This is a genomic window from Sphingopyxis sp., from assembly GCF_965279755.1.
GTDB lineage: Bacteria > Pseudomonadota > Alphaproteobacteria > Sphingomonadales > Sphingomonadaceae > Sphingopyxis.
In genome coordinates this window covers 1,335,401-1,356,867 of the sequence record NZ_OZ257261.1, presented here as the reverse complement: position 1 = coordinate 1,356,867, position 21,467 = coordinate 1,335,401, and the positions used below count along the sequence as shown (strand labels likewise).

Here is a 21,467-nt window from a genome sequence, read left to right as displayed (position 1 = left end):
AAAACCAACTCTCTCAAAATCCCGGGCCTCAAAATCCCTGCCAATCGATCACCTCTTCCAGACCTACCCGCGGCACGGGCCACTGGTTCACCGCCTCGGCTTCATCGGCATGGCCGATCGCGAGGCCGGTGAACAAGATCTGGTCCTCGCCAAGGGCCAGCGTCTCGCGCACGGTCTGGCCGTACATCGCCCAGCATTCCTGCGGGCAGCTTGCGAGGCCGTGCTCGACGAGCAGCAGCATCACCGATTGCAGCCACATGCCCATGTCCGACCATTGCGGCGGCCCCATGATGCGCGAGCAGTGGAGGAAAAGCATCACCGGTGCGCCGAAACCCCGGTAATTTTCCATGAACCGAGCGAGCCGGCCCGCCTTGTCCTCGCGCGGGATGCCGAGCGAGGCGTAAAGCGCCTCGCCGACGCCGAAGCGGCGGCTTTCCCACGGATCGGTAAGCCCCTTGGGGTAGATGTCATATTCGGGCTGATAGCCCTCACGCCCCATCGCGATCCGTGCCGCGACCGCATCCTTGACCCGCTGCCAAGGTTCGCCGGTGACAAGCGTCACCTGCCAAGGCTGGAGGTTGCCGCCCGACGGCGCGCGCTGCGCAGCGGCAAATATCGCCTTCAGCACCGCGGGATCGACCGGCGCGCCAGTAAAGGCGCGAACCGACCGGCGGCGGTGCAGGGCGTCTGTGACCGAAGGGGAGAGATCAGTCGCTGGCATATTTATCCTCTCGTCTTTTCCCGAACAGCAGTCCGCGCTCGAGCCGGGCTTTCAGCTGCCGGTAATAGGAAAGCAGGAAGACGTCATCCTCTTCGGCGACCGGACGGCCGATCTTGGCGCGGATCGTGTCGGCAACCTCGCGCATCGCGCGGGGATCGCGCGCCCGAAGGATGCGTTCGAGTTCCTGCAATTCGTAAATGCCATAGACCGACAGCTCGGCCTCGCTGAACAGCATCGCGCCCGCTTCCGCGCTTGCCGCGATATCGCTGTCGAGCTTTGCGCGTTGTGCCATCACCACCCAGGTGCCCGCGATCAGGTCGCCCATCCGCATCCGGTCGCGGTTGAACAGCAGGAACAGGCTGAGCGTCAGCGACCAGGTGACCCCGGCCAGAACGGTCCAGCCCGACACCATATTTTCGGACGCTCCGAACCCGACCATCATCAGCGGCAGGAACAGCTCGAGCTCGCGGATCAGGTTTCGCGCGACCACGGCGTCGGCGGTCAGCCGCCCGCCATCGCGCGCGACGACGCGAATGCCCATCAACCTCTTGCCGGGTGTCGCGGCCCGCGAGCCGAGTTCGAAGCCGACGAACCAGAAGGTGCGCAGGATGAAAAAGCCGAGCATCCAGACGATGATGGCCACGTCGTCCGTTCCGGCGAACCCGACCCAGACCATCGCCAGCGAAAACAGGAACAGGGTCACGACAAGAATGATCAGATCGACGATCAGCGCACCGAGGCGCAGCCCCGAACTGGCGATCCGGAGTTCCAGATCGACTCCCTCGGGGGTCACGAATTCGCGGATCTTCTTCGCCTGGCCGGCGCGCAGCCTGGCATTCCTCGCCGCGGCCGTCATGCCACATCCTCGCGTCGGGGAATGTAATAATAAGCGAGCCAGAACAGCAGCATGACCGTGCCGATGCCATAGCGCAGCGCGGTGTCGGTGATCAGCTGCCGTCCGAACCCCTCAAGCAGGCCGGCGACCAGCAACATCAAGATGACGCCGACCATGACCTTGCCCGCCGTACGGCCCGCGTCGGACGCTGCTTCCAGCCGTCCGCGCGCGCCCGGAAAGACGACCGCAGCGCCGATGCGCAGTCCCGCCGCGCCCGACAGCGCGGCGGCGAACAGCTCTGTCGTGCCGTGGATGAACAGCCAGCCCCCGAAATCGACGCCCAGCCCCTTGCCGGTGAACACGGCCAGCATCGCGCCAAGGCTGATTCCCTGATAATATTCGAGCATCATCGTGGGCACGCCAAAGGCAAAGCCGAGCGCGAAGGACAGGATCGACACCTGGCTGTTGTGCGTGAAGAGATAGGTGGCGAAGATATGCAGCCCGCTCTCCTTCTCGCTGCCCGCCGCTGCCTTGCCATGCCCGAGGGTCGATTGCAGGAATTCGACGGTGGCGCGCGGATCGCGTCCGCCCGACATTTCTTCGGGGACGAAGTTGAAGTACCATTCGGGGTTGTGCGCGACGAGCGACCAGCTTGTCAGCGCGCCAAGGACGATCACCAGCGCGATGATCAATGTTTCTTTCCACACCGACCGCACCGCGGCGGGCCAGTCGTAGAGGAAGAAACGGCGGATACGGCTCCAGCGCGTCTCGCGCACGCCATAGACGAGGAAATAGCCGCGAATCGACAGCGCTTCGAGATGGTCGAGCAGCGCCTTGTCGAGGCTGGTCGCCCGCGCGATCGACAGCGAGGACAGCGTCGCGCGGTACAGGATCGGCAGTTGGAGAAGCTCGTCGCTCGTCAGCGCCTTTGCGCCCCTCTTCTCCAGCTTGGTCAGCAGGATATCGAAGGCGACCCAATCGGCCTCGCGCTCGTCGCGAAAGCGGCTGGTCGAAAAGGAGGGAAGGCCGATCGCGCTCACAGACTGCCTTTCCGCTTGATGCCGAGATACGCCTCGACCACCGCGGCGCCCATCGCATCGGCGGGCACTTCGATGACGTCGGCGCCCAGCCGCTGCAGCCGCGCGATGACCAGCTGACGGTCGCGCAGCATCGCGGCGGCGACGTTCGAGCGGGTGATGTCGGCGGCGCTTTCGGGCCGGCGGCGTTCGACGTCCTCGACCTCGTCGTCGCGGATGACGACGAACAGCAGGCGGTGCGTCTTCGCCAGCCGGCCGGCGGCGCGGATCATCAGATCGGCGCTCGTCGCATCGGTGAATTCGGTGAACAGGATGATCAGCGAACGGCGGTTGAGCGAGGCCGACAGCGTCGTCAGCGCGAGGGTGAAATTGCTTTCGACCGGTGCATAGTCGATCAGGCTCGCCGCGCGCTGCAGCGCCGGGAAATCCTGCACATGCATATAGGCGGGGGTGAGCGCCTGCGGCTTGGCCGCGAAGGAAAAGAAGCTGATTCGGTCGCCCAGCTTCAGCCCGGCGTAGGCGAGCAGCAGTCCGGCCGACACCGCGCGGTCGACGCGTGGGACGCCGCCGACCGGTTCGGCCATCGTCCGGCCGGCATCAATGGCGAGCACGACGCGGTTGTCGCGTTCGACGCGATATTCCTTGGCGAGCAGCTTCACGTGCCGGGCCGAGGCGTTCCAGTCGATCGCACGCCGGTCCATCCCCGCCTGATATTCGGCGAGCGCCTCATATTCACTGCCCTCACCGCGGAGCTGCTGCTGGCGGAGCCCGAACCAGCTGTCGCGCTGGAACAGCCGGCTGCCTTCCTCGGTCACCGCGCGCAGGCTCGGGACGACTGCGATGGCCTGATCAATCGCAAAGCGGCGCTGCTTCCAGACGAGGCCGAACGGGCCGGTCCAGCGGATCCACAGCGCCTCGATCAATGCCTGCCCGCGCCGTGAGGCGGCGAGGGAAAGCGTGCGGACGAGCGCATCGGCATCGGTTGCGCGCGCCATCCCGCCCGCGAACCGGCCGCCGGGGGCGAGCCGCTCGTCGAGCGCGAGCGCCAGTTCGGCGCGGCGCGGAACGGCCTTGCCCTTCGCGATCAGCCGGAGTTCGAACGCGTCGCCGACCCCGACCTGATGCGGCGCCTGCGTTTCCAGTGTCAGCCGGCGCGGGTTGGCGCCGAGCGTGGCGTCGAGCAGAATGCCCAGAAAGATCAGGCCGATCCACGCGGGCGCGACGATCCACAGCTCCGGGCGGACAAGCCCGAGCGCGAGCGCCACGGGGGCGCCGAGCAGCAGCAGATAGATCGCGCGCCGCGTCGGATAGATCACCGCGGCACATCCTCGCGTTCGACCAGATCGGCGACCACCTGTTCGACGCTCCGGCCCTCGATTTCGGCCGCCGCCGACAGGATCACGCGGTGGCGGAGCACGCCCGCCGTGAGCCGCTGGACATCATCGGGAATGACATAGTCGCGCCCTTCGAGCGCCGCCGCTGCACAAGCCGCGCGTGCGAGCATCGTCGCGGCGCGCGGCGAGGCGCCGCATTCGAGGTCAGCGCTGGCGCGGGTCGCGCGGATCAGGCGGACGATGTAATCGACGATCTCGTCGGCGAGCCGCACGGTCGCGATCGCGTCGATCGCGGCGCCGATCGCTTTGGCATCGGTGATCTGCGTCACGCCGAAATCGGCGACTGCCGGGCTCTTGAAGCGTCCGCCATGGTCGGCGACGATCCGCCGTTCCTCCGCGGCGTCGGGATAGTCGACGACCAGCTTGAACAGGAAGCGGTCGAGCTGCGCTTCGGGCAGTGGGTAGACGCCCTGCTGCTCGATCGGGTTCTGCGTTGCGAGAACGGTAAAGCGCGGGCTCATCGCATGCGGCTCGCCGTTGATCGTCACGCGGCGTTCCTGCATCGCCTCAAGCAGCGCGGCCTGCGTCTTCGGCGGGGTGCGGTTGATTTCGTCCGCGAGCAGCAGTTCGGTGAAGATCGGCCCCTTGGTCAAGGTGAAGCTCGACGTCTGGAAGTTGAACAGGTTCGATCCCAATATGTCGCCGGGCATCAGGTCGGGGGTGAACTGGATGCGGCCGAAATCGAGGCCCACGGCGCGGGCGAACGCCTGTGCGAGCAGGGTCTTCGCGGTTCCCGGCGGGCCCTCGAGCAGCACATGCCCACCCGCGAGCAGCGCGATGGTCACCATGCGGGTCAGCGGCGCCTGGCCGAACACAACCTTGGCGACCTCGCCCTCGATCGCGGCGCCCAGCGCCTTTACGCTTTCGATCTCAGCCGTCACGTAACAATTCCTTTCTGATGTCGTGCAGCGCCTGTGCGTCGCTCAAGAATTCATGCCGGTTGCGCGCGAGCGGCAGCCGCCGCGCGAGCGCCGAAAACAGGGCGCTGCCCTGCTTTAGCCTGCGGTCGATCCAGCTGTCGGTTTCGGCGGCGTCCAGCCCGCCCGGTGCGTGCAACCGCCGCGCGATCACACTCCGCTGGTTCGCGACATAGGCGTCGGCGCCGTCGAGCTCGCGCCGCGCCTGCCGGATCAGGTCGGCGCTGTTCGCGATCAGCGCGGCCTTCGAGATCGGGATCGCGCGGCCGGGCTTCAGCGCCGGGCCGAACCGCACCCACGCCTGCCACAGCGCGAGCAGGCCCGCGGCGATCAGGCACAGCGTGATACCGATGAAGGGGGGAACAAAGGCAAAGCGGAGCAGCGAGCGCTGGCTGCCAAACCCGTTGAGGGTCAGGTCGAAGGCGAGGCCATCGGCTTCCGAATCTTCGGCGACCGCGTCGATCAGGCTCGCTGCGGTACGGGCGCGCTCGCCGTTCGCGAAGGCCAGATTGTTCAGAAAATCGGGGTCGGACAGGATATAGATCTTGTCGCGCGGGTGTTTCGCGAGCAGCGCGCCGCCATGCGGGAAGGGGATCAGTGTTTCCAGCTCGCTCGCTTCGATCACCTGCGACCGCAATCCCGGCAGGGGCAGCGAAAGCCGATGCCCGCCGACGAAACCGCTCGCGGTCGCGCCGCGGGCATTAGGCTCGTTTTCGATCGTGTCGATCTTCGCCGCCGATGCGGGAACCAGCGAGGGCGACGGGGTGGACGGGAACGCCGGCCCGACCCATCCGGCCTTCTCGGGATGCGCGCCGGCGCGCCATTTGGGCAGGACGATCAGCACGGGGCCGCCGCGATGGCCCTTGATGATCGCCTCGATCTCTGCCGGTTTCGTTTCATGCCGGGGTGTCAGGATCAACAGGTCGCGCCATTCCTCGTCATAAACCGGCGCGTCTTCGGTGCGGCGAAGCGTCACGACGACGTCGGCGCGTTCGAGCAGGTCGACGATCCCGGCATAGCCCGGCGCGCCCTTCGACAGCGCGTGGCCGCCACCGTCATTGCCGCTCGACAGCTGCGGTCCCAGTGCGATCAGCGCCCACAGCGCGATGAAGGCGACGATACCGACGATGACCATCGCGGCCATGATCAACGGATTGAAGCCGTGATCGCCTTCGCGTGCGCGACTCATGTCCGCGCCCAATTCTTCGGAACGGTGAGCTCGGCATAGGCGCCGCGGCAGTCAAGCCAGGCGCGCTCGTCGATCGACCGGCCGCCGAACAGGCTGATCTCGACCGCGCGAGCGATCTCGCTGAACGCGTGGCGCGCGACGGTGGGCAGGTCTTGCGCCCCGGCCAGCTCACGTGAGGTCATGGCCGGGCGGACGAGCCCGGGTCGGCGATCGCGGATATCGTCGACGCTGCGATAGAGCAGCAGGTGCACCGCTTCGGCGAAGCGGCCCGCGGCGGCGAGCGCATCGGCATCGGCAAGCCGCGCCCGCGCGGCGCCGGCCTCGGCCTCGCCAATGCTTTCCTTAAGCACTTCGCCCTGCCGCTTGCGCCCGAAGCGCAGATTATCGACCCAATCGGCGAAGGCGGGAACGAAATGATAGAGGATCAGCAGCAGCAGCGCGGCGGCGCCGACCCACATCAGCGGCTTCAGTGCGGGAGCCGTCCACTCGAAGAAATCGCGCAGCCAGTCGAGATTCAGTTGCGACGGTTCGGGCGGCGGTGGCGGCTTGGGAAAGCTCGTCTGGATATCGCCGCCGGCCATCGTCTGGCCATATCCCGGGCCGACGAGTTCGGGATCGATGAGCCAGCCCCCGCTCTCGTCGGAAGCCGGCGCGCCGGTCGCGGCCGATGCCTGTGCGATCCACAGCGTCATCATGTTGAAATATCGGCCCCCGTCATCGCCCATGGTGGTAGCGCGAGGCGGCGCGGCAAGGCAAGAGATGCTTGCGCGTCGAACTGCCCCGTTCTAGCGCGCGCCAGAACGGACCGATGGTTGCAGGCGTAACCGACGGCCAAGCGGATGGAGGATGTCGGTGGACGCGGCGCAGGCAGTGCATGAAAAATTCCTCGCGGCGCTGGCGGCGGGCTCGCTTGCCCGCGCGGGCGATGCGCCCGATCCGGCCACCGCCGGCCTCTCGCGCAGCGACGCGACCGATATTTTCCTGTCGCAGCTGACCAGCCGCCAGATGGACCGGCTGTCACGACACCTGCAGGCGCGCGGTGAGGGATTCTACACGATCGGGTCGTCGGGGCACGAAGGCAATGCCGCAGTCGCCGCGGCACTGCGCGTCACCGACATGGCGTTCCTCCACTACCGCTCGAACGCCTTTCAGCTTCACCGGTCGCGTCAGCTTCCGGGCGGGACGCCGACATGGGACATGCTGCTGAGCTTTACGGCGTCGAGCGAGGATCCGATCTCGGGCGGGCGGCACAAGGTCATCGGATCGAAACCGCTCGCCATTCCGCCGCAGACCTCGACCATCGCGTCGCATCTGCCGAAAGCCGTCGGTGCGGCTTTCTCGATCGGCATTGCGCGGCGGCAGGGGCTGGCGGACTGCGTGATGCCCGACGACGCGGTGGTCCTCGCCAGCTTCGGCGACGCCTCGGCCAATCATTCGACCGCGCAGGGCGCCTTCAACACTGCGGGCTGGTCGGCGTTCCAGGGATCGCCGATGCCGTTGATCTTCCTCTGCGAGGATAATGGCATCGGCATTTCGACGCGCACGCCGACAGGGTGGATCGAGGCGCAGTTCCGCCACCGGGCCGGACTCCATTATATCCAGTGCGACGGCACCGACCTCGCCGCGGCCTATGCCGGGGCAAAGGAGGCGGCCGATTATGCCCGCCGCACCCGCAAACCCGTGTTCCTCCATATGGCCACCGTGCGCCTTTATGGCCACGCCGGGTCGGACGTGCAGGGCGTCTATCTCCCCAAGGCGCTGATCGAATCCGACGAGGCACGCGATCCGTTGCTGAAGGGCGCGGCGCTGATGGTCGAGCAGGGCTGGATGACGCCCGCCGAGATCGCCGAAACCTATGAGGACATCGGCGCGACGCTCGCGCGGCAGGCCGAAGCCGCGATCCTCCGGCCGAAAATCACGACGCCGAAGCATGTGATGGAAAGCCTGATCCCGCCGAAGCGCAATCTGGTGCGAGCGAACACGCCCCCCGACGACGACCGCAAGGCGATGTTCGGCAGCGATGCGGGCCAGATGGACAAGCCGATGCACATGGCGCGGCTCTTGAGCTGGGCGCTCGCCGACTTGATGCTCGCGCACGAGGAAATCGCCGTGATGGGCGAGGACGTCGGGCCGAAGGGCGGCGTCTATAATGTCACGGCAAAGCTCCATCAGCGCTTCGGCTCGGCGCGCGTGATCAACACGCTGCTCGACGAGCAGGCGATCCTCGGGCTCGCGATCGGGATGGCGCACAACGGCTTTGTACCGATGCCCGAAATCCAGTTCCTCGCCTATGTCCACAATGCCGAGGACCAGATTCGCGGCGAGGCGGCGACATTGAGCTTCTTCTCGAACGGCCAATATACCAATCCGATGGTCATCCGCATCGCGGGGCTCGGCTATCAGAAGGGCTTTGGTGGCCATTTCCACAACGACAACAGCCTTGCAGTCTTTCGCGATATCCCCGGCGTGATCCTTGCCGTCCCGTCGAACGGCCGCGACGCGGTGCATATGCTGCGCGAATGCGTGAGGCTGGCGCGCGAGGAACAGCGCGTCGTCGTCTTCGTCGAACCGATCGCGCTCTACATGACCCGCGACCTGCATGAGGAGGGCGATGGCCTGTGGACCAGCGTCTATGAGGCGCCGGGCGAAGGCGCGCCGATCGGCTTCGGCGACGTCGGCGTCCACGGCGACGGCACCGACCTCGCCATCGTCACCTATGGCAATGGCTACTACCTGTCGCGGCAGGCCGAGAAATTGCTCGCCGCGGACGACGTCCGGGCGCGCGTGATCGACCTGCGCTGGCTCGGCCCGGTCGACGAGGACAAGCTTGTCGCCGCAGTCGGCGATGCGAAGCGCATCCTGATCGTCGACGAATGCCGCATCACCGGCTCGCAGAGCGAGGCGCTGATGGCGACCTTCGTCGAGCGCACCCCCGACAAGAAGGTCGCGCGCATTGCCGCCGATGACAGCTTCATCCCCTTGGGCAAGGCCGCGACGCTGACCTTGCCGAGCCGCGACAGCATCTATGCCGCCGCCAAGGAGCTTCTCGCATGAGCGCGCGCAAGACCGCGCTCGTCGTCGCGCCCGGCCGCGGCACCTATGGCAAGGGCGAGCTTGGCAGCATCGCACGGTTGCACGGTGCACGCTTCGGCGACCTCATCTCGGCCTTCGATGCGCAGCGGAGTGACCGAAGCCAGCCGACGGTTACCGAGCTCGACGGCGCCGATCGCTTCAGCGTCGCGACGCACATGCGCGGCGATGTCGCGGCACCGCTGATCTACACCGCGACCGCGCTCGATTATCTGAGCATCGATCGCGACCGGTTCGACATCGTCGCCGTCGCGGGTAATTCGATGGGCTGGTACAGCGCACTCGCCTTGGGCGGCGCGGTGTCGGTCGAGGACGGCTTCCGCATCTCGAACGCGATGGGCCTCAACAGCCAGACGCACGGCCCCGGCGGGCAGATACTACTCCAGGTCGTCGACGAAGACTGGCGCCCGGTGCCGGGCCTGCGCGATGCGCTGTTCGATCGTGTCGCTGCTATCGCTGCGCGGCCGGGGCATGATCTTGCGCTGTCGATCGACCTTGCGGGCATGCTGGTGTTCGCGGGCAATGAGGAGGGTCTTGCCGCTCTCCTCGCCGACGTTCCGCCGACGCCGGGCCGCGACCCGCTGCGCCTCGCGGGACATGGTCCCTTTCATACCCCGCTGATGTTCGGCAGTTCGGACAAGGCGAAGGCCGAGCTTCCGGCGTCACTCTTTTCTGCGCCTGCGATCCCGATGGTCGATGGACGCGGCCATATCTGGCGCCGCTTCGCGAGCGATCCGGCGGCCGAATGGGACTATACCTTCGGCTATCAGATCCTTGCGCCTTATGATTTCGCGCTGTCGGTGCAGGTCGCGGTCAGGGAGTTCGCGCCCGACGTCATCATCCTGCCCGGCCCCGGCGATACGCTCGGCGGCGCGATCGCGCAGTCGCTGATCGGGATCGAATGGCAGGGCATCGCAAGCAAGGCCGACTTCATGGCGCGGCAGGCGTCGGATCCGATCCTGCTCTCGATGGGGCGCAGCGAACAGCGCGCGCTCGTCACCGGATAAATTGGACCGGCGGAGGTGGAACGCCTCCGCCGGCCCCGCTTGGGATTCGCAGCCAGGTGGGGTGGGCTGCGAATGCGAACGGCGACACCGCTGGGGACCAACTCAACGGTGCCGGATCGTTCGAACTCCTTTTAGGCGCCTGGCTTGGGCAATGGCCGCGATTGGGCCGTTTCATGCACCATTATGGAGGGGATTGCCGCGCGCCTGTTCGGCGGTGAAGGCGAGGCGCAGCAATTCGGCCACGCTGCCCGCGTCGGTGCGCCGCATGATGTTTGCGCGATGCACTTCGACCGTGCGCGGGCTGAGGTCTAGCCGCCGTGCGATCGCCTTGTTGCCGAGCCCGGCGGCGATCGCGTCCAATATGTCGCGTTCGCGCGGGGTCAGCCCGGCAAGCCGCGCGGTTGCCGCGCGATGCTCGGCGACTGCGATCTGCCGCGCCTGCCAGCCATCGACGGCGCTGTCGATCGTGCGGCGGACGAGCCGCGGGTCGAGCGGCGCGGGAAGAAGGTCGTGTGCACCGCCGCGCAAAATAGCCCGGCTTTCGGCGATCGTCAGCCTGCTCGCCGCTACGAATATCGTCATGTCGCGCCGTCTGCCGATCCGGTTTAGCAGCGTTTCGCCGCTCACGCCGCCCGGTTGATGCCAGTGGAGGAGCAGGATCGCACAATCGCTGTCCGCGCCGGCTTCGAGCCAGGCCGTGCCGCTGGCGAAGCTGCGGACGATCCGTCCCGGCCGGTCGGCAAGGACGCGAAAACAGGCCGCCCGCTCGATCGCGTCCGGCAGGATCAGATGGATATGCCCCCCGTTTTCGGTCACCTTCCAAGGCTGACGACAATCGGACGCGCGAGCCAGCATGATCCGCTCGATTTCGGCGTCAGTCCGAAGCAATCGGCAGACGGAAGGTCACCCGCGTGCCATGTGGCTCGGCGCGGGCGATCTCCATCCCGCCGTCGTGCATGTGCGCGATCGTGAGCGCGAGCGACAGGCCCAGCCCCGCGCCCGACCCGCCGCGCGCCGGGTCGAGGCGGACGAAGCGCTTCGTCACCTCGTCGATGCGATCCTCGGGAATGCCGGGGCCGTCGTCGGTCACCGACAGGAGGATTTCGCTTTCCCCGTCCCGCGTCGCGGCCAGTTCGATCAGCGTTCCGCCCTCGGCATATTTCAACGCATTGTCGATGAGGTTCGACAGCGCGCGCAGCAGCATTTCACGGTGCGCGAACACCTGAAGGCCCGCCGGTGCTGCGACGCCGATGGTGAAGCCTTCGTCTTCGGCGAGCGGACCGTAGACTTCGGCCAGATCCTCGAGCAGCGGCGCGAGCGCGAAGCGCGTGAACTGGCTACGGCCGATCCCGGCCTCGGCGCGGCTGATCTCGAGTGCGGTGTCGAGCAGGCGGTGCAGGCTGTCGGCCTCGTCTATTGCCCCGGCCAGCGCGGCGGTGGCACCTTCGTCGCGGGTCCGGCCGAGCGCCTGTTCGAGTGTCGCCTTCATCCGCGACACCGGCGACCGCAGGTCGTGCGCCATCGAATCGGTGACCATGCGCAGCTCGCCGACCAGCATCTCGATCCGGTCGAGCATCGCATTGATCGACACGCCGAGCCGGTCGAAAGCGTCGCCGGTCTCGTCGCGGATGACACGCGCGTCGAGTTTGCCGCCGGCGATCGCCGTTGCTGCGCGCGCAAAGGCGTCGACGCGCCGCGCGAGGATCCACGCGCCGAGCGCCGCGACGATCGCGGCGAGGAGGATCCCGGCGGCGAGCGCATAGAGAAAGGCCGTCTGGCTCGCGCGCGCGAGTTGCGCCTGCGCTTCCAGCACTTCGCCGGTCAGCAGGACGTGCCCGGCCGGCAGCCGTGTCGTGACGATCCCCATGTCCTCGGCGGCCAGCCCGCCTTCGCGGAACAGGCTGATCTGCCGCCAGCGTTCGGCATCGCCCACGGTGGCGGGCCATTGCTTGAGGTTGCCCGCGAGCGGGGCGCCGTCGGGGCCCTTCAGCAGGACGACGAAATTCTGGTCGTCGCGCGCCGCCAGCCGCCCCCGGATGGCGCGGACGAGGCCAGCCTCGCCTTCTTGCTGATATTCATCGGTAAAATCGTCGCGCGCCACTTCGGCGGCGGTGCGGGCGTCGGACAGGATCGTCGCCTCGGTAAAGCGGTGGATGATCGTGAGGCCGAGCGCGAGCGCCGCGACCTGAACGAGCAACAGCGCCAGCGCGAGCCGGAAGGTCGTTGACTGAAAGAACCCCCGCCGCATCGGATGCTAGTCTGTATTGCCGAGCATATAGCCCGCGCCGCGGATGGTGTGGACCAGCGGCTTGTCGAACCCGTCATCGACCTTGCGGCGCAGGCGGCTGACATGGACGTCGACCACATTGGTGCCCGGGTCGAAATGATATTCCCAAACACCTTCGAGCATCATTGTGCGCGTGACGACCTGATCTTTGTGACGCAGCAGATATTCGAGCAGACGAAACTCGCGCGGCTGCAGTTCGATCCGCTTGCCGGCGCGCGTGACGCGGCGATTGAGCAGGTTCATCTCCAGATCCTCGCACGCAAGCACCGTTTCGACCTGCGCGCCGCCCGAGGGCTTGGCAATCAGCAGTTTCAGCCGCGCGAGCAGCTCGGAAAAGGCGAAGGGCTTGACCAGATAGTCGTTGGCGCCAGAGGTCAGCCCCTCGACCCGCGCATCGACCGCGCCGAGGTTCGAGAGGATCAGGATCGGGGTTGCGACCTTTGCCGCGCGCAGCGCCGCAAGCACCGCCATCCCGTCGATTCCAGGCAGCATCCGGTCGAGGATGATCGCGTCATAGCTGCCGTCGGTCGCGTGGAACAATCCGTCGCGTCCGTCGGCGGCATGATCGACGACAAAGCCTTCGCCGGTCAGGCTTTTGACGATGAAATCCGCTGTGGTCCGGTCATCTTCAACGACGAGTATCTTTTGCGACATGCGGATCCTTCGCGCGGTGGGCGGGCAGTGGCTTATAGCGGCTCTCGCCCTCATGGCGAATATGAAGCAGCACGTCGCGCCCTTCGTCGTTCCGCACCGCGCGCGTGACGGCGGATACCGAGTGGATCGGCTTGCCGTCGATGTTGTCGATCACGTCGCCGGCCGCGATGTCGGCCTTTGCCGCCGCGCTGCCGTCCTGCACGCTGGTAACGACCAGCGCGAGCGGCGCATGTGGCGCCTTGCGTTCGGGCTCGAAGGTCAGGCCGGGGATCTGGTCGCGCGGTCGCGGGTGGGGCGCCGACGCGAGATGCGCGGCGAGCGCGACCACGGCGGCCAGCGTGATCAGCAATGCGCCGGCGGGGGGCATGGGACGGGGGGGCATCGTCCGCACCCGCCTATGCCAGCGCCAAGGCAGGAACGGCGGCCTTTTTCTTCGCGGGCGGGCGGCTGACGATGCGGTGGACCGCCGCCATGCCTTGCGCAAAGGCCATCCCGCGCGGGCCAGCGATATAGCGCGGTTCCCAGTGCGTCGCGAACTTCGCCTTGTAGCTGCGAAGCCCGCCGAACCCGTACAGCATCTCGCCATGGCGGAAGAGGAACGCCGCGCCGCGCGCCCATGTCGGGGCAAGCTTGCGGCCGTCGATCCCCGCGAGCGGCGCGATGCCGAGCGTAAAGCGGCGATATCCCTCGTCGCGGGCATGCGCCATCAGTCGAATGAACAGGAAATCCATCACGCCATAGGGCAGACTCGCGACATGCCGCATCAGGTCGACCGACATTTCCTCATGGTTCGCGGTGGCAAGGATATTGGCGAACGCGACGATCCGGCCATCGATACGCACCACGGCGCACGGGAAATGCGTCATATAGGCGGGGTCGAAGCTGCCCAGACTGAACGCCTTTTCGCGCTGCTTCTTGGCGTGGAGCCAGTCGTCCGAGACCGCACCGAGCTCGGCCATATGCTGCGCCACCTCTGCGGGAGACAGGATCGCGAAACTCGCCCCCTCCTGCACCGCGCGCCGCTCGGCATGGCGGAGCGTCTTCGCCTGCGGTCCGGCAAGCGTGAACTCGGCGAGCCCGACGCATGCCTCTTCGCCATATTTGACGATGCCAAGGCCGAGGTCGATCGCGTGCGGCAGCGTTCGCGCCCCGATCTGGTAGAGGAGGAGGCGCCCCTGCGCGGCGTCGGCGCGCTCGCGCAGCTTCCACAGCAGGTCGGACCAGCGGGCCTCGTTGCCCACCGGATCGCCCATCACGATCCAGTTCGCCCCCTCGACCCGGTACATCAGAAAGGCGTCGCCTTCGTCGGCGAGCAGGAAACGCTTGTCGCCGGTGAAGGCCAGAAATGCATCGGTGTGATCAGCTAGCGCGAGCGCGGGTTCGAGCTGGTCGATGCCGACAGCGCTGCTCTGCGTCGCACGGGGTGAAGGTGCGAACAGCCGCCACAGCGCGAGCCCGGCCAGCAGCACGGCGATCCCGAACAGCGCCCGCAGGAATCGCGGGGCATCGCCCTTCAGGCTGAACTGCCACCACAGGCTGCTGTCATAGACGACATGTTTGTAAGCGAAGAAGCCGGCAAAGACCGACGCGAGGATCGCAGTCAGCGCGGCGGCGACCCAGCCGGTCGACAGCGGCGCGTCGATCAGCGCGGTCTGGCGATAGAAGGCGGGACGGCTCCACTGCAGCGCTGCCGCGATCCCCGTAAGAATCAGCGCTTCCTCATAATCGAAGCCTTTGGCGAGCGAGAAAAGGATCGCCGCGACCAGCAACGCGCGGGTTGCCGCAAAGGCGCCGTCGAGGCGGCGGAGCAGCCCCGGCGCCAGAAACAGCAGCAGCGTCCCCGACAGGCTCGCCGCGAGGTGCGAGGCCTCGACGAAGGGCAGCGGCAGGAAATGCTTGAGGTCGTGCATCCGTGCGGCGTCGGCCGGGGTCGATCCCGACAGGAGCAGGATCAGCCCGCCCGCGAAAACGAGTGCAGCGAGCAGTGGCGGCGCAAGTTCGCGCAGCAGCGACTGCCCGGCGGCCGCGAGCTCCCTTGCCTGACCGTGCCAGGCGCGGCTCTCGTGCCAGGCAAGCAGAAGCGCGGCGATAAGCAGCGGCAGCAGATAATAGATGACGCGATAGGCCAGCAGTGCGGCGAGCAGCTGGGCCTTGTCGCCGGGAACGGTCGCGATCACCACCGCCTCGAAAACGCCGAGCCCGCCGGGAACATGGCTGATGAGCGCCGCGATGATTGCCAGCGCATAGCCGAGGAAGAAAAGCGGCCAGGCCGACGGATCGGGTGCGGGGAGCAAGATGTAGAGCGCTGCGCTCGCGGCGGCGAGGTCGAGTGCGGCGACCAGCGTCATCGACGCGCTCATCGCCGGCCCGGGCAGCGGCGTCCGCCAGCCGCCGATCTCCACCGCGCGCAGCCCGAACTGGCGAAGCAACAGCGGGATGGCGCAGACGGTGATCGTCACCAGCCCGGCAACATGGAGCCAGTGGAGCGACAATCCCCAGTCGAAAAAGGGCAGGATCTGCGTGCTTGTCGCCGCCGCAACGCCTGCGAGCAGGATCACCCCGTTCCAGAAGGCGATGCTCGCGAGCGCAATGACGCTGCCGATCTCGCCGCCGCCGAGTCCGGCAGCCCGATAGACGCGATACCGCGCCGATCCGCCGGTGAGCAGCGCGAGACCAAGGTTGTGGCTCAGCGTATAGCTGGTGAAGGAGGCGAGCGCGGCGGTGCGCCACGGCAATTTGCGTCCGAGCACGCGCAGCGCGGCGCTGTCATAAAGGGTGAGCAGCAGATAGCTCGCGGCGGTCAACGCGAGCGCTCCGGCGATCTGCGCCGCCGACAGCGCGTCGAAAGCATGACGGATCGCGCGCGGACGCACCGAATGGAGCAAGCCGAACAGCGCCGAGAAGCCGATCGCGGCGACGGCGAGCGCCGCAAGGACCGACAACAGCCGCTTGTTCGCGCGGCCCCACACAAAGGCGCTCGCAAACGTCATTGGCGTGTCCAATCCTGTCGTTTGCAGAGCAGCCCGCCAAGGATGCAGCCCGAGATGCGGATGTCGTTCGGCCCCTTCTGCTCGATTGTCGAATAGAAGCGTCGACCCTGATCGGGGACATACACCTGTCCCGTCCAGCGACCCGCGCCGCTGTGCCGATAATCGCTGAGCAGTTCGGTCCCGATGAGCGAACGGACCCCGGCATCGCGCGCGTCGGCCATCGCCTTGGCGCTTGCCCAGACGATGTTGCCGCACAGCATCTCGCCGCACGGGCGGGTGCGGACCCGGATCGTTCCCTTGGGATTCTGCCATACGCCGATCGGCGACGCCGCCGGCGGTTGGGCGATTCCGGCCGAGGCGGCGAGAAGCAGCGCCATCGCCATCATCTTCATAGCGTTTCACTCCTGGTCAGATTGTCGATTGCGGGCAGGATCGCGGCGGCGAGCGCGGCATCGTCTCCCCGCAGCGGATGCCCGCCGGGCAGGACGACGCGCCGGACGTTCGGCATCGCGAGTTCGGGGCACAGGCTGTTGCGTTCCTTTGCGCCGCGGATGCAGGTGACCGGCGCCCAAGTCAGCCGCGATGCGGTGGGCCAGGCGAGCGCATCGGGGATTTCGAAGCCGGCGAGTTCGACGGGCGAGGCGCGAAAGATGATGTCATAGCCCGGAACGATCAGGACGACGGCCCGGATCGGGCGCCGCGCGCTTTCGGGAAATTCGGCGAGCGCGGCGTGCAGCATGTCGGCGCCGAACGACTGGCCGATCAACACGACATGGTCGGTCCGGCCGAGCGCCATCGCGCGTCGCATCGCGCCGGCGACGAGCGCCGCGGCTTCCGGCGCGGTGCGGCGCGGGGAGAAATAGGACAGGCTGTTGACCGTGACGATCGCATAGCCTTGCGCATGCAGCCGCGCCGCGACCTTCGGGGTCATGCCAACGCGATCGCCCATGTCACCCGACAGCATCACGATCGCCGGGCGCGCCGGATCCACCTTCGCGGCGGGAAGGTCGCGAAACAGGAAGGCGCGATACCAGCCGGCATGAACATAATATCCGCCGGCGCCGGCAAGCGCGAGCAACAGTGCGAGCGCGATTGCCCGAACCGTCCTGCGTGTCTTGCTGGCGCTGCGTCGTTCCATTCCCCCGTCATAGGAGCGGCCGCGACTCCGCAAGCTGACGCGCGGATTACGATATTGTCATGTGGTGGTCATGCCCCGGTCGGGCGGCGGCGGGTAACAAGGGTCTGTCCGGGTTTGATTGCGTTCCCGGACGACCCTGACCGCAGGCGGGCGAGGCCTTCACCCGGCACCCGCTAGTCCGGACCCGCCTGCATCCGGCCAGCCCTCGCCCCCGGGGGCTGGCCGCTTTTCCTTGCGGCCCGGTCCGGCAATCGCCGATGGATATGGCGCGGCTGCTGTGCTTAATATCGCTCCCGTCCTGCCTCTCCGGAATCTGCAATGGCCGAGCGAAAACCCCGATACAAAAGCTACACGCAGCCTGCCGGGGGCTGGGGCGCGGCGGCGGCGACCGCGAAAGTGCTGCTCGAACAGAGTGTCGTGACCAAGGGATCGCGCGCGCTGCTGTCGATGAACCAGCCGGGCGGATTTAAATGCCCGAGTTGCGCCTTTCCCGATGCGGTGTGCACCAAGAAGCTCGAATTCTGCGAAAATGGCGCAAAGGCCCTGGCGCACGAGGCGACGAAATTCCGGGTCACGCGCGATTTCTTCGCGCAGCACAGCGTCGCCGATTTGATGGAGCAGTCGGATTATTGGCTCGAGATGCAGGGGCGTCTCACCGAACCGATGCGCTACGACTCCGCGACCGATCATTATGTGCCGGTAAGCTGGGACGATGCCTTCGCGCTGATCGGCGACCATCTTCGCGCGCTCGAAAGCCCGGATCAGGCCGAATTCTATACTTCCGGCCGCACCCCGAACGAGGCGGCATTCCTCTATTCGATCTTCGTGCGCGAATTTGGCACGAACAATTTCCCCGACTGTTCGAACATGTGTCACGAACCGACGAGCCGCGGCCTGATGCCCGCAATCGGCGTCGGCAAGGGTACGGTCGTGCTCGACGATTTCGAACATGCCGAAGCGATTTTCGTCATCGGGCAGAATCCGGGCACCAATGCCCCGCGCATGATGACCCAGCTCGTCGAGGCGCGGAAGCGCGGGGTGCCGATCGTCGCGGTCAATCCGATGCCCGAACGCGCGCTGATCCGCTTCACCGAACCGCAGGACATGGTCCAGATGGCGACCTTTGGCTCGACCCCGATCGCCAGCGAATTCGTCCATGTCAAAATCGGCGGCGACCTGGCGCTGCTGAAGGGCATGATGAAGGTCCTGTTCGAGCGCGAGGCGGCGGGCGAGGCGATCCTCGATCATGATTTCATCGCCGGGCATACCGAGGGCCTCGCGGCGCTGAAGGCCGATATCGAGGCGCAGGACTGGGCCGATATGGTCGCCGTGTCGGGGATATCGGAGGAACAGATCCGCCGCTGCGCCGACATCTATGTCCGCTCTAAGGCGACGATCATCTGCTATGGAATGGGGATTACCCAGCACGAGCTCGGCTCGCCCCTCGTCCAGCAAATCGCGAACATTCTGCTCCTCAAGGGCAATTTCGGACGGCCCGGGGCGGGCATTTCGCCGATCCGCGGTCATTCGAACGTGCAGGGCGACCGCACCGTCGGCATCGACGAAAAGCCGACGCCCGCCTATCTCGACCGCGTCCGCGATGTCTTTGGCTTCGATCCGCCGCGCGAGCATGGCCATCATACGGTCGAATCGGTCGAGGCGATGGAACGGGGGACGGCGCGCGTCTTCATCGGGCTCGGCGGCAATTTCGTGCGCGCGATCCCCGACACCGATCGCTCCTATCAGGCGATGCGAAAGCTCGATCTGACCGTCGGCATCGCGACCAAGCTCAACCGCGGGCATTTGGTGCATGGCAAGGACGCGTTGATCCTGCCCGTCGTCGCGCGGTCGGAACGGATCGAGACTGGCGCTGGCGAGCAGTTCGTGACGATCGAGGATTCGATGTCGAACGTCACTGCATCGCGCGGGGTGCTCGACCCGGCGAGCCTCGACTGCAAGCCCGAGGTCGAGATCGTCTGCCGCATGGCGATGGCGACCCTGCCCGAAAGCCGCGTCGACTGGGGGCGCTACATTGACGATTATGGCGCGATCCGCGACAAGATCGCCGACGTATATCCCGCGCTTTACGAAGGATTTTCCGAGCGGATCAGGGCGCCGCACGGCTTCCATCTCGATGTCGCGCCGCGGCGGCGGGCGTGGCTGACCCCGAACGGCAAGGCCAATTTCCTTGTTCTGCCGGGACTCGCGGTCAATGCGGCGGTCGACGATCCCGACATGCTGCGGCTGGCGACGGTGCGCTCGCACGACCAGTTCAACACGACGATCTACAGCTATAACGACCGCTATCGCGGCGTGTACAACGACCGGATGATCCTGTTCGTCAACGCGGAGGATCGCGCCGCGCGCGGGCTGGCGGCAGGGGCGAGGGTGACCCTTGAAACGATCGCGGCCGATGGCATCGATCGGCGGGTCGAAGGGCTGACGCTGATCGACTATCCGATGCCGCGTGGCGCGGTCGCCGGCTATTATCCGGAACTCAATCCGCTGCTGCCGCTCGAACTGTTCGACCGCATCAGCGGCTGTCCGGCCGCCAAGTCGATCCCGGTGCGGATCGCTGGCGTTTCGGCGGCGGGCTGACATGGCGGAAGGGCGGCGGCATTTCGCGCCCGGCCGGCATCTTGCGCCGGCGCGCTTCCTTCTCTTCGCGGCCGCTTTGCTCCTCGGCGGCGGCGGCGCTGCGGTGCTGGGCCACGATCCACGTGCCGCGCTGCTGATCGGCTTTGACATCGCGGCGCTGGTCTTCCTCGCCGCGTCGGTGTCGCTGCTGCGATCGACCGCCGCGCAGATGCGGCGACGATCGGAAGAGAATGACGCAAACCGTGCCGGCCTGCTCGCGATCACGGTTCTGTTGTCGCTGGTCGTGCTGTTCGCGGTCGGGACGCTGATCGCAAGCCCCGGCCCGCTCGGCGGTGCCGACATTCTGCTGATCGTGGCGACGCTCGTTCTTGCCTGGCTTTTCGCGAATGTCGTCTTCACGCTGCACTATGCCCACCTCTTCTATTTGCAGGAACGGGGCAAGGATCGCGGCGGTCTCGAGATGCCCGGCGCGAAGGAGCCAGGTTATTGGGACTTTCTCTATTTCAGCTTCACCCTCGGCATGACCTTCCAGACCTCCGACGTCACGATTTCGGGCGCACATATGCGCCGCGTCGTGCTCGGCCATTGCATGGCGGCATTCGTGTTCAACATGGGGATACTCGCGTTCACCGTGAACGCGCTTGGGGGTTCCTAATCCAGCGATCCGCTGATCAGCAGCGCGGAATCGGACCGCGCCAGCGCGACCAGCGTCAGCCCGGCGGCGGCGGCGCGCTCGGCCGCCAGGCTGGTCGGCGCCGAGATGGTGACCAGAAGCGGGCATCCGGCACGGACGGTCTTTTCAACCAGCTCATAGCTGCAACGCGCCGACAGCAGGATGAAGCCCGAGGCGGGATCGGTCCCCGCGCTGGCAAGCGCGCCGATCAGCTTGTCGAGCGCATTGTGCCGCCCGACATCCTCGCGGACGCAAATTATGTCGCCGGTCGGCGAACAGAAGGCCGCGGCGTGCACTGCGCCCGTCGCACGACCGATTGGCTGATGGTCGCCAAGCGCCGAGAGCGCCGCGGCGATCGCGTCGCGCTCGACCGGGAGCCGGGCAGTGACGGAGGGGAGCGGGCGCAGCACCTCTTCGATATTCTCGATCCCGCAAAGCCCGCAGCTGCTCTCGCCGACGCGCCTTCGCGCGCGCTCGAGGGCCAGCGCCGCGCGCTCGGGCGCCAGCCAAAGCCGTAGCGCCCAGCCGCCCTCGATCGGGTGAGTGTCGATCTTTGTGAGTTGCCCGGTCTCGTCGATCAGCCCTTCGGCGAGGGCAAAACCCAGCGCATAGTCGTGGAGGTCGACGGGCGTCGCCATCATCACCGCATAGCCGATGCCGGAGACCTCGATCGACACCGGCGCCTCGACCGGAAGATCGCGCGTCAGCCGCTCGTCGCCCGGCATCGAAAGCCCCAGGCGCTGGACGGGTAGCGGGACCGTTGCGGAGGCGGCGGCGGGAAGTTCGGGGCTGATGATCGTCATGCGCCTGCCTATCGCGGGCCGGGCCAGACTGTCTACTGGTTGCGAATTGGAACCTGTTTCGGCTCCATGTCACGAAAAGAATCGGGTAACATGAACATGAATCCCTTAGCTACGTAACTTGATTTCAGGTTTCG

At 66.8% G+C, this 21,467-nt stretch carries 19 protein-coding genes; 4 read left to right on the top strand and 15 right to left on the bottom strand.

The window, feature by feature from the left end:
* Positions 1-28: 28 nt before the first annotated feature.
* Genes ACQY80_RS06675 through ACQY80_RS06645 form a run of 7 tightly spaced genes read right to left on the bottom strand, consistent with a single transcriptional unit; the run spans position 29 to position 6,818 of the window.
* Complete coding sequence (locus tag ACQY80_RS06675) at positions 29-721, bottom strand: nitroreductase (RefSeq protein WP_428684875.1); 693 nt, start codon at positions 719-721, stop codon at positions 29-31.
* Positions 708-1,577: an RDD family protein gene (locus tag ACQY80_RS06670; protein ID WP_428684873.1), complete on the bottom strand. Its 870-nt coding sequence runs from the start codon at positions 1,575-1,577 to the stop codon at positions 708-710. Before ACQY80_RS06670 ends, ACQY80_RS06675 begins: the two co-directional genes overlap by 14 nt.
* Positions 1,574-2,596, bottom strand: coding sequence for a stage II sporulation protein M (locus ACQY80_RS06665; RefSeq protein ID WP_428684871.1), 1,023 nt, complete (start codon positions 2,594-2,596; stop codon positions 1,574-1,576). The genes ACQY80_RS06670 and ACQY80_RS06665 overlap by 4 nt, the downstream gene beginning before the upstream one ends.
* Positions 2,593-3,909, bottom strand: coding sequence for a DUF58 domain-containing protein (locus tag ACQY80_RS06660; protein ID WP_428684869.1), 1,317 nt, complete (start codon positions 3,907-3,909; stop codon positions 2,593-2,595). The genes ACQY80_RS06665 and ACQY80_RS06660 overlap by 4 nt, the downstream gene beginning before the upstream one ends.
* Positions 3,906-4,868, bottom strand: a complete 963-nt coding sequence (locus ACQY80_RS06655; protein WP_428684867.1) for an AAA family ATPase — start codon at positions 4,866-4,868, stop codon at positions 3,906-3,908. Before ACQY80_RS06655 ends, ACQY80_RS06660 begins: the two co-directional genes overlap by 4 nt.
* Positions 4,858-6,093 carry a DUF4350 domain-containing protein gene (locus tag ACQY80_RS06650; RefSeq protein ID WP_428684865.1) on the bottom strand — a complete coding sequence of 412 codons (1,236 nt, stop codon included), beginning with the start codon at positions 6,091-6,093 and terminating at the stop codon, positions 4,858-4,860. Before ACQY80_RS06650 ends, ACQY80_RS06655 begins: the two co-directional genes overlap by 11 nt.
* Positions 6,090-6,818, bottom strand: coding sequence for a DUF4129 domain-containing protein (locus ACQY80_RS06645; protein ID WP_428684863.1), 729 nt, complete (start codon positions 6,816-6,818; stop codon positions 6,090-6,092). Before ACQY80_RS06645 ends, ACQY80_RS06650 begins: the two co-directional genes overlap by 4 nt.
* 121 nt (positions 6,819-6,939) lie before the next feature.
* Here ACQY80_RS06645 and ACQY80_RS06640 point away from each other — a divergent pair, with 121 nt between their 5' ends.
* Positions 6,940-9,147 (top strand): thiamine pyrophosphate-dependent enzyme, encoded by a 2,208-nt coding sequence (locus tag ACQY80_RS06640; RefSeq protein ID WP_428684861.1) that lies wholly within the window; start codon positions 6,940-6,942, stop codon positions 9,145-9,147.
* Positions 9,144-10,190 carry an ACP S-malonyltransferase gene (locus ACQY80_RS06635; protein ID WP_428684859.1) on the top strand — a complete coding sequence of 349 codons (1,047 nt, stop codon included), beginning with the start codon at positions 9,144-9,146 and terminating at the stop codon, positions 10,188-10,190. Before ACQY80_RS06640 ends, ACQY80_RS06635 begins: the two co-directional genes overlap by 4 nt.
* Before the next feature lie 171 nt (positions 10,191-10,361).
* On the opposite strand, the gene ACQY80_RS06630 is transcribed toward ACQY80_RS06635, so the two are convergent.
* The 7 genes from ACQY80_RS06630 to ACQY80_RS06600 are packed head-to-tail and all read right to left on the bottom strand — an operon-like array spanning position 10,362 to position 17,259.
* Complete coding sequence (locus ACQY80_RS06630; protein ID WP_428684857.1) at positions 10,362-11,006, bottom strand: response regulator transcription factor; 645 nt, start codon at positions 11,004-11,006, stop codon at positions 10,362-10,364.
* A 58-nt stretch (positions 11,007-11,064) separates the two neighbouring features.
* The gene (locus ACQY80_RS06625; protein ID WP_428684855.1) at positions 11,065-12,438 is read right to left on the bottom strand and encodes a sensor histidine kinase; all 1,374 of its coding nucleotides are present in this window, start codon (positions 12,436-12,438) and stop codon (positions 11,065-11,067) included.
* Between the two features lie 6 nt (positions 12,439-12,444).
* Positions 12,445-13,131 carry a winged helix-turn-helix domain-containing protein gene (locus tag ACQY80_RS06620; protein ID WP_428684853.1) on the bottom strand — a complete coding sequence of 229 codons (687 nt, stop codon included), beginning with the start codon at positions 13,129-13,131 and terminating at the stop codon, positions 12,445-12,447.
* Positions 13,106-13,513, bottom strand: a complete 408-nt coding sequence (locus ACQY80_RS06615; RefSeq protein WP_428684851.1) for a PDZ domain-containing protein — start codon at positions 13,511-13,513, stop codon at positions 13,106-13,108. The genes ACQY80_RS06620 and ACQY80_RS06615 overlap by 26 nt, the downstream gene beginning before the upstream one ends.
* A 13-nt stretch (positions 13,514-13,526) precedes the next feature.
* Positions 13,527-16,121, bottom strand: coding sequence for a bifunctional lysylphosphatidylglycerol flippase/synthetase MprF (mprF, locus tag ACQY80_RS06610; RefSeq protein ID WP_428684849.1), 2,595 nt, complete (start codon positions 16,119-16,121; stop codon positions 13,527-13,529).
* On the bottom strand, positions 16,118-16,513 hold the full coding sequence (locus ACQY80_RS06605; protein ID WP_428684847.1) for a DUF2147 domain-containing protein: 396 nt from the start codon (positions 16,511-16,513) through the stop codon (positions 16,118-16,120). Before ACQY80_RS06605 ends, mprF begins: the two co-directional genes overlap by 4 nt.
* Positions 16,510-17,259, bottom strand: a complete 750-nt coding sequence (locus ACQY80_RS06600) for an AcvB/VirJ family lysyl-phosphatidylglycerol hydrolase (RefSeq protein WP_428684845.1) — start codon at positions 17,257-17,259, stop codon at positions 16,510-16,512. Before ACQY80_RS06600 ends, ACQY80_RS06605 begins: the two co-directional genes overlap by 4 nt.
* A 318-nt stretch (positions 17,260-17,577) precedes the next feature.
* On the opposite strand from ACQY80_RS06600, the gene ACQY80_RS06595 reads away from it, so the two are divergent.
* Complete coding sequence (locus tag ACQY80_RS06595) at positions 17,578-19,857, top strand: FdhF/YdeP family oxidoreductase (RefSeq protein WP_428684843.1); 2,280 nt, start codon at positions 17,578-17,580, stop codon at positions 19,855-19,857.
* 1 nt (position 19,858) lies between these two features.
* Positions 19,859-20,512: a DUF1345 domain-containing protein gene (locus ACQY80_RS06590; protein ID WP_428684841.1), complete on the top strand. Its 654-nt coding sequence runs from the start codon at positions 19,859-19,861 to the stop codon at positions 20,510-20,512.
* On the opposite strand, the gene fdhD is transcribed toward ACQY80_RS06590, so the two are convergent.
* Positions 20,509-21,333: a formate dehydrogenase accessory sulfurtransferase FdhD gene (gene fdhD / locus ACQY80_RS06585; protein WP_428684839.1), complete on the bottom strand. Its 825-nt coding sequence runs from the start codon at positions 21,331-21,333 to the stop codon at positions 20,509-20,511. The two genes, ACQY80_RS06590 and fdhD, sit on opposite strands and share 4 nt — an antisense overlap.
* Positions 21,334-21,467: the final 134 nt, after the last annotated feature.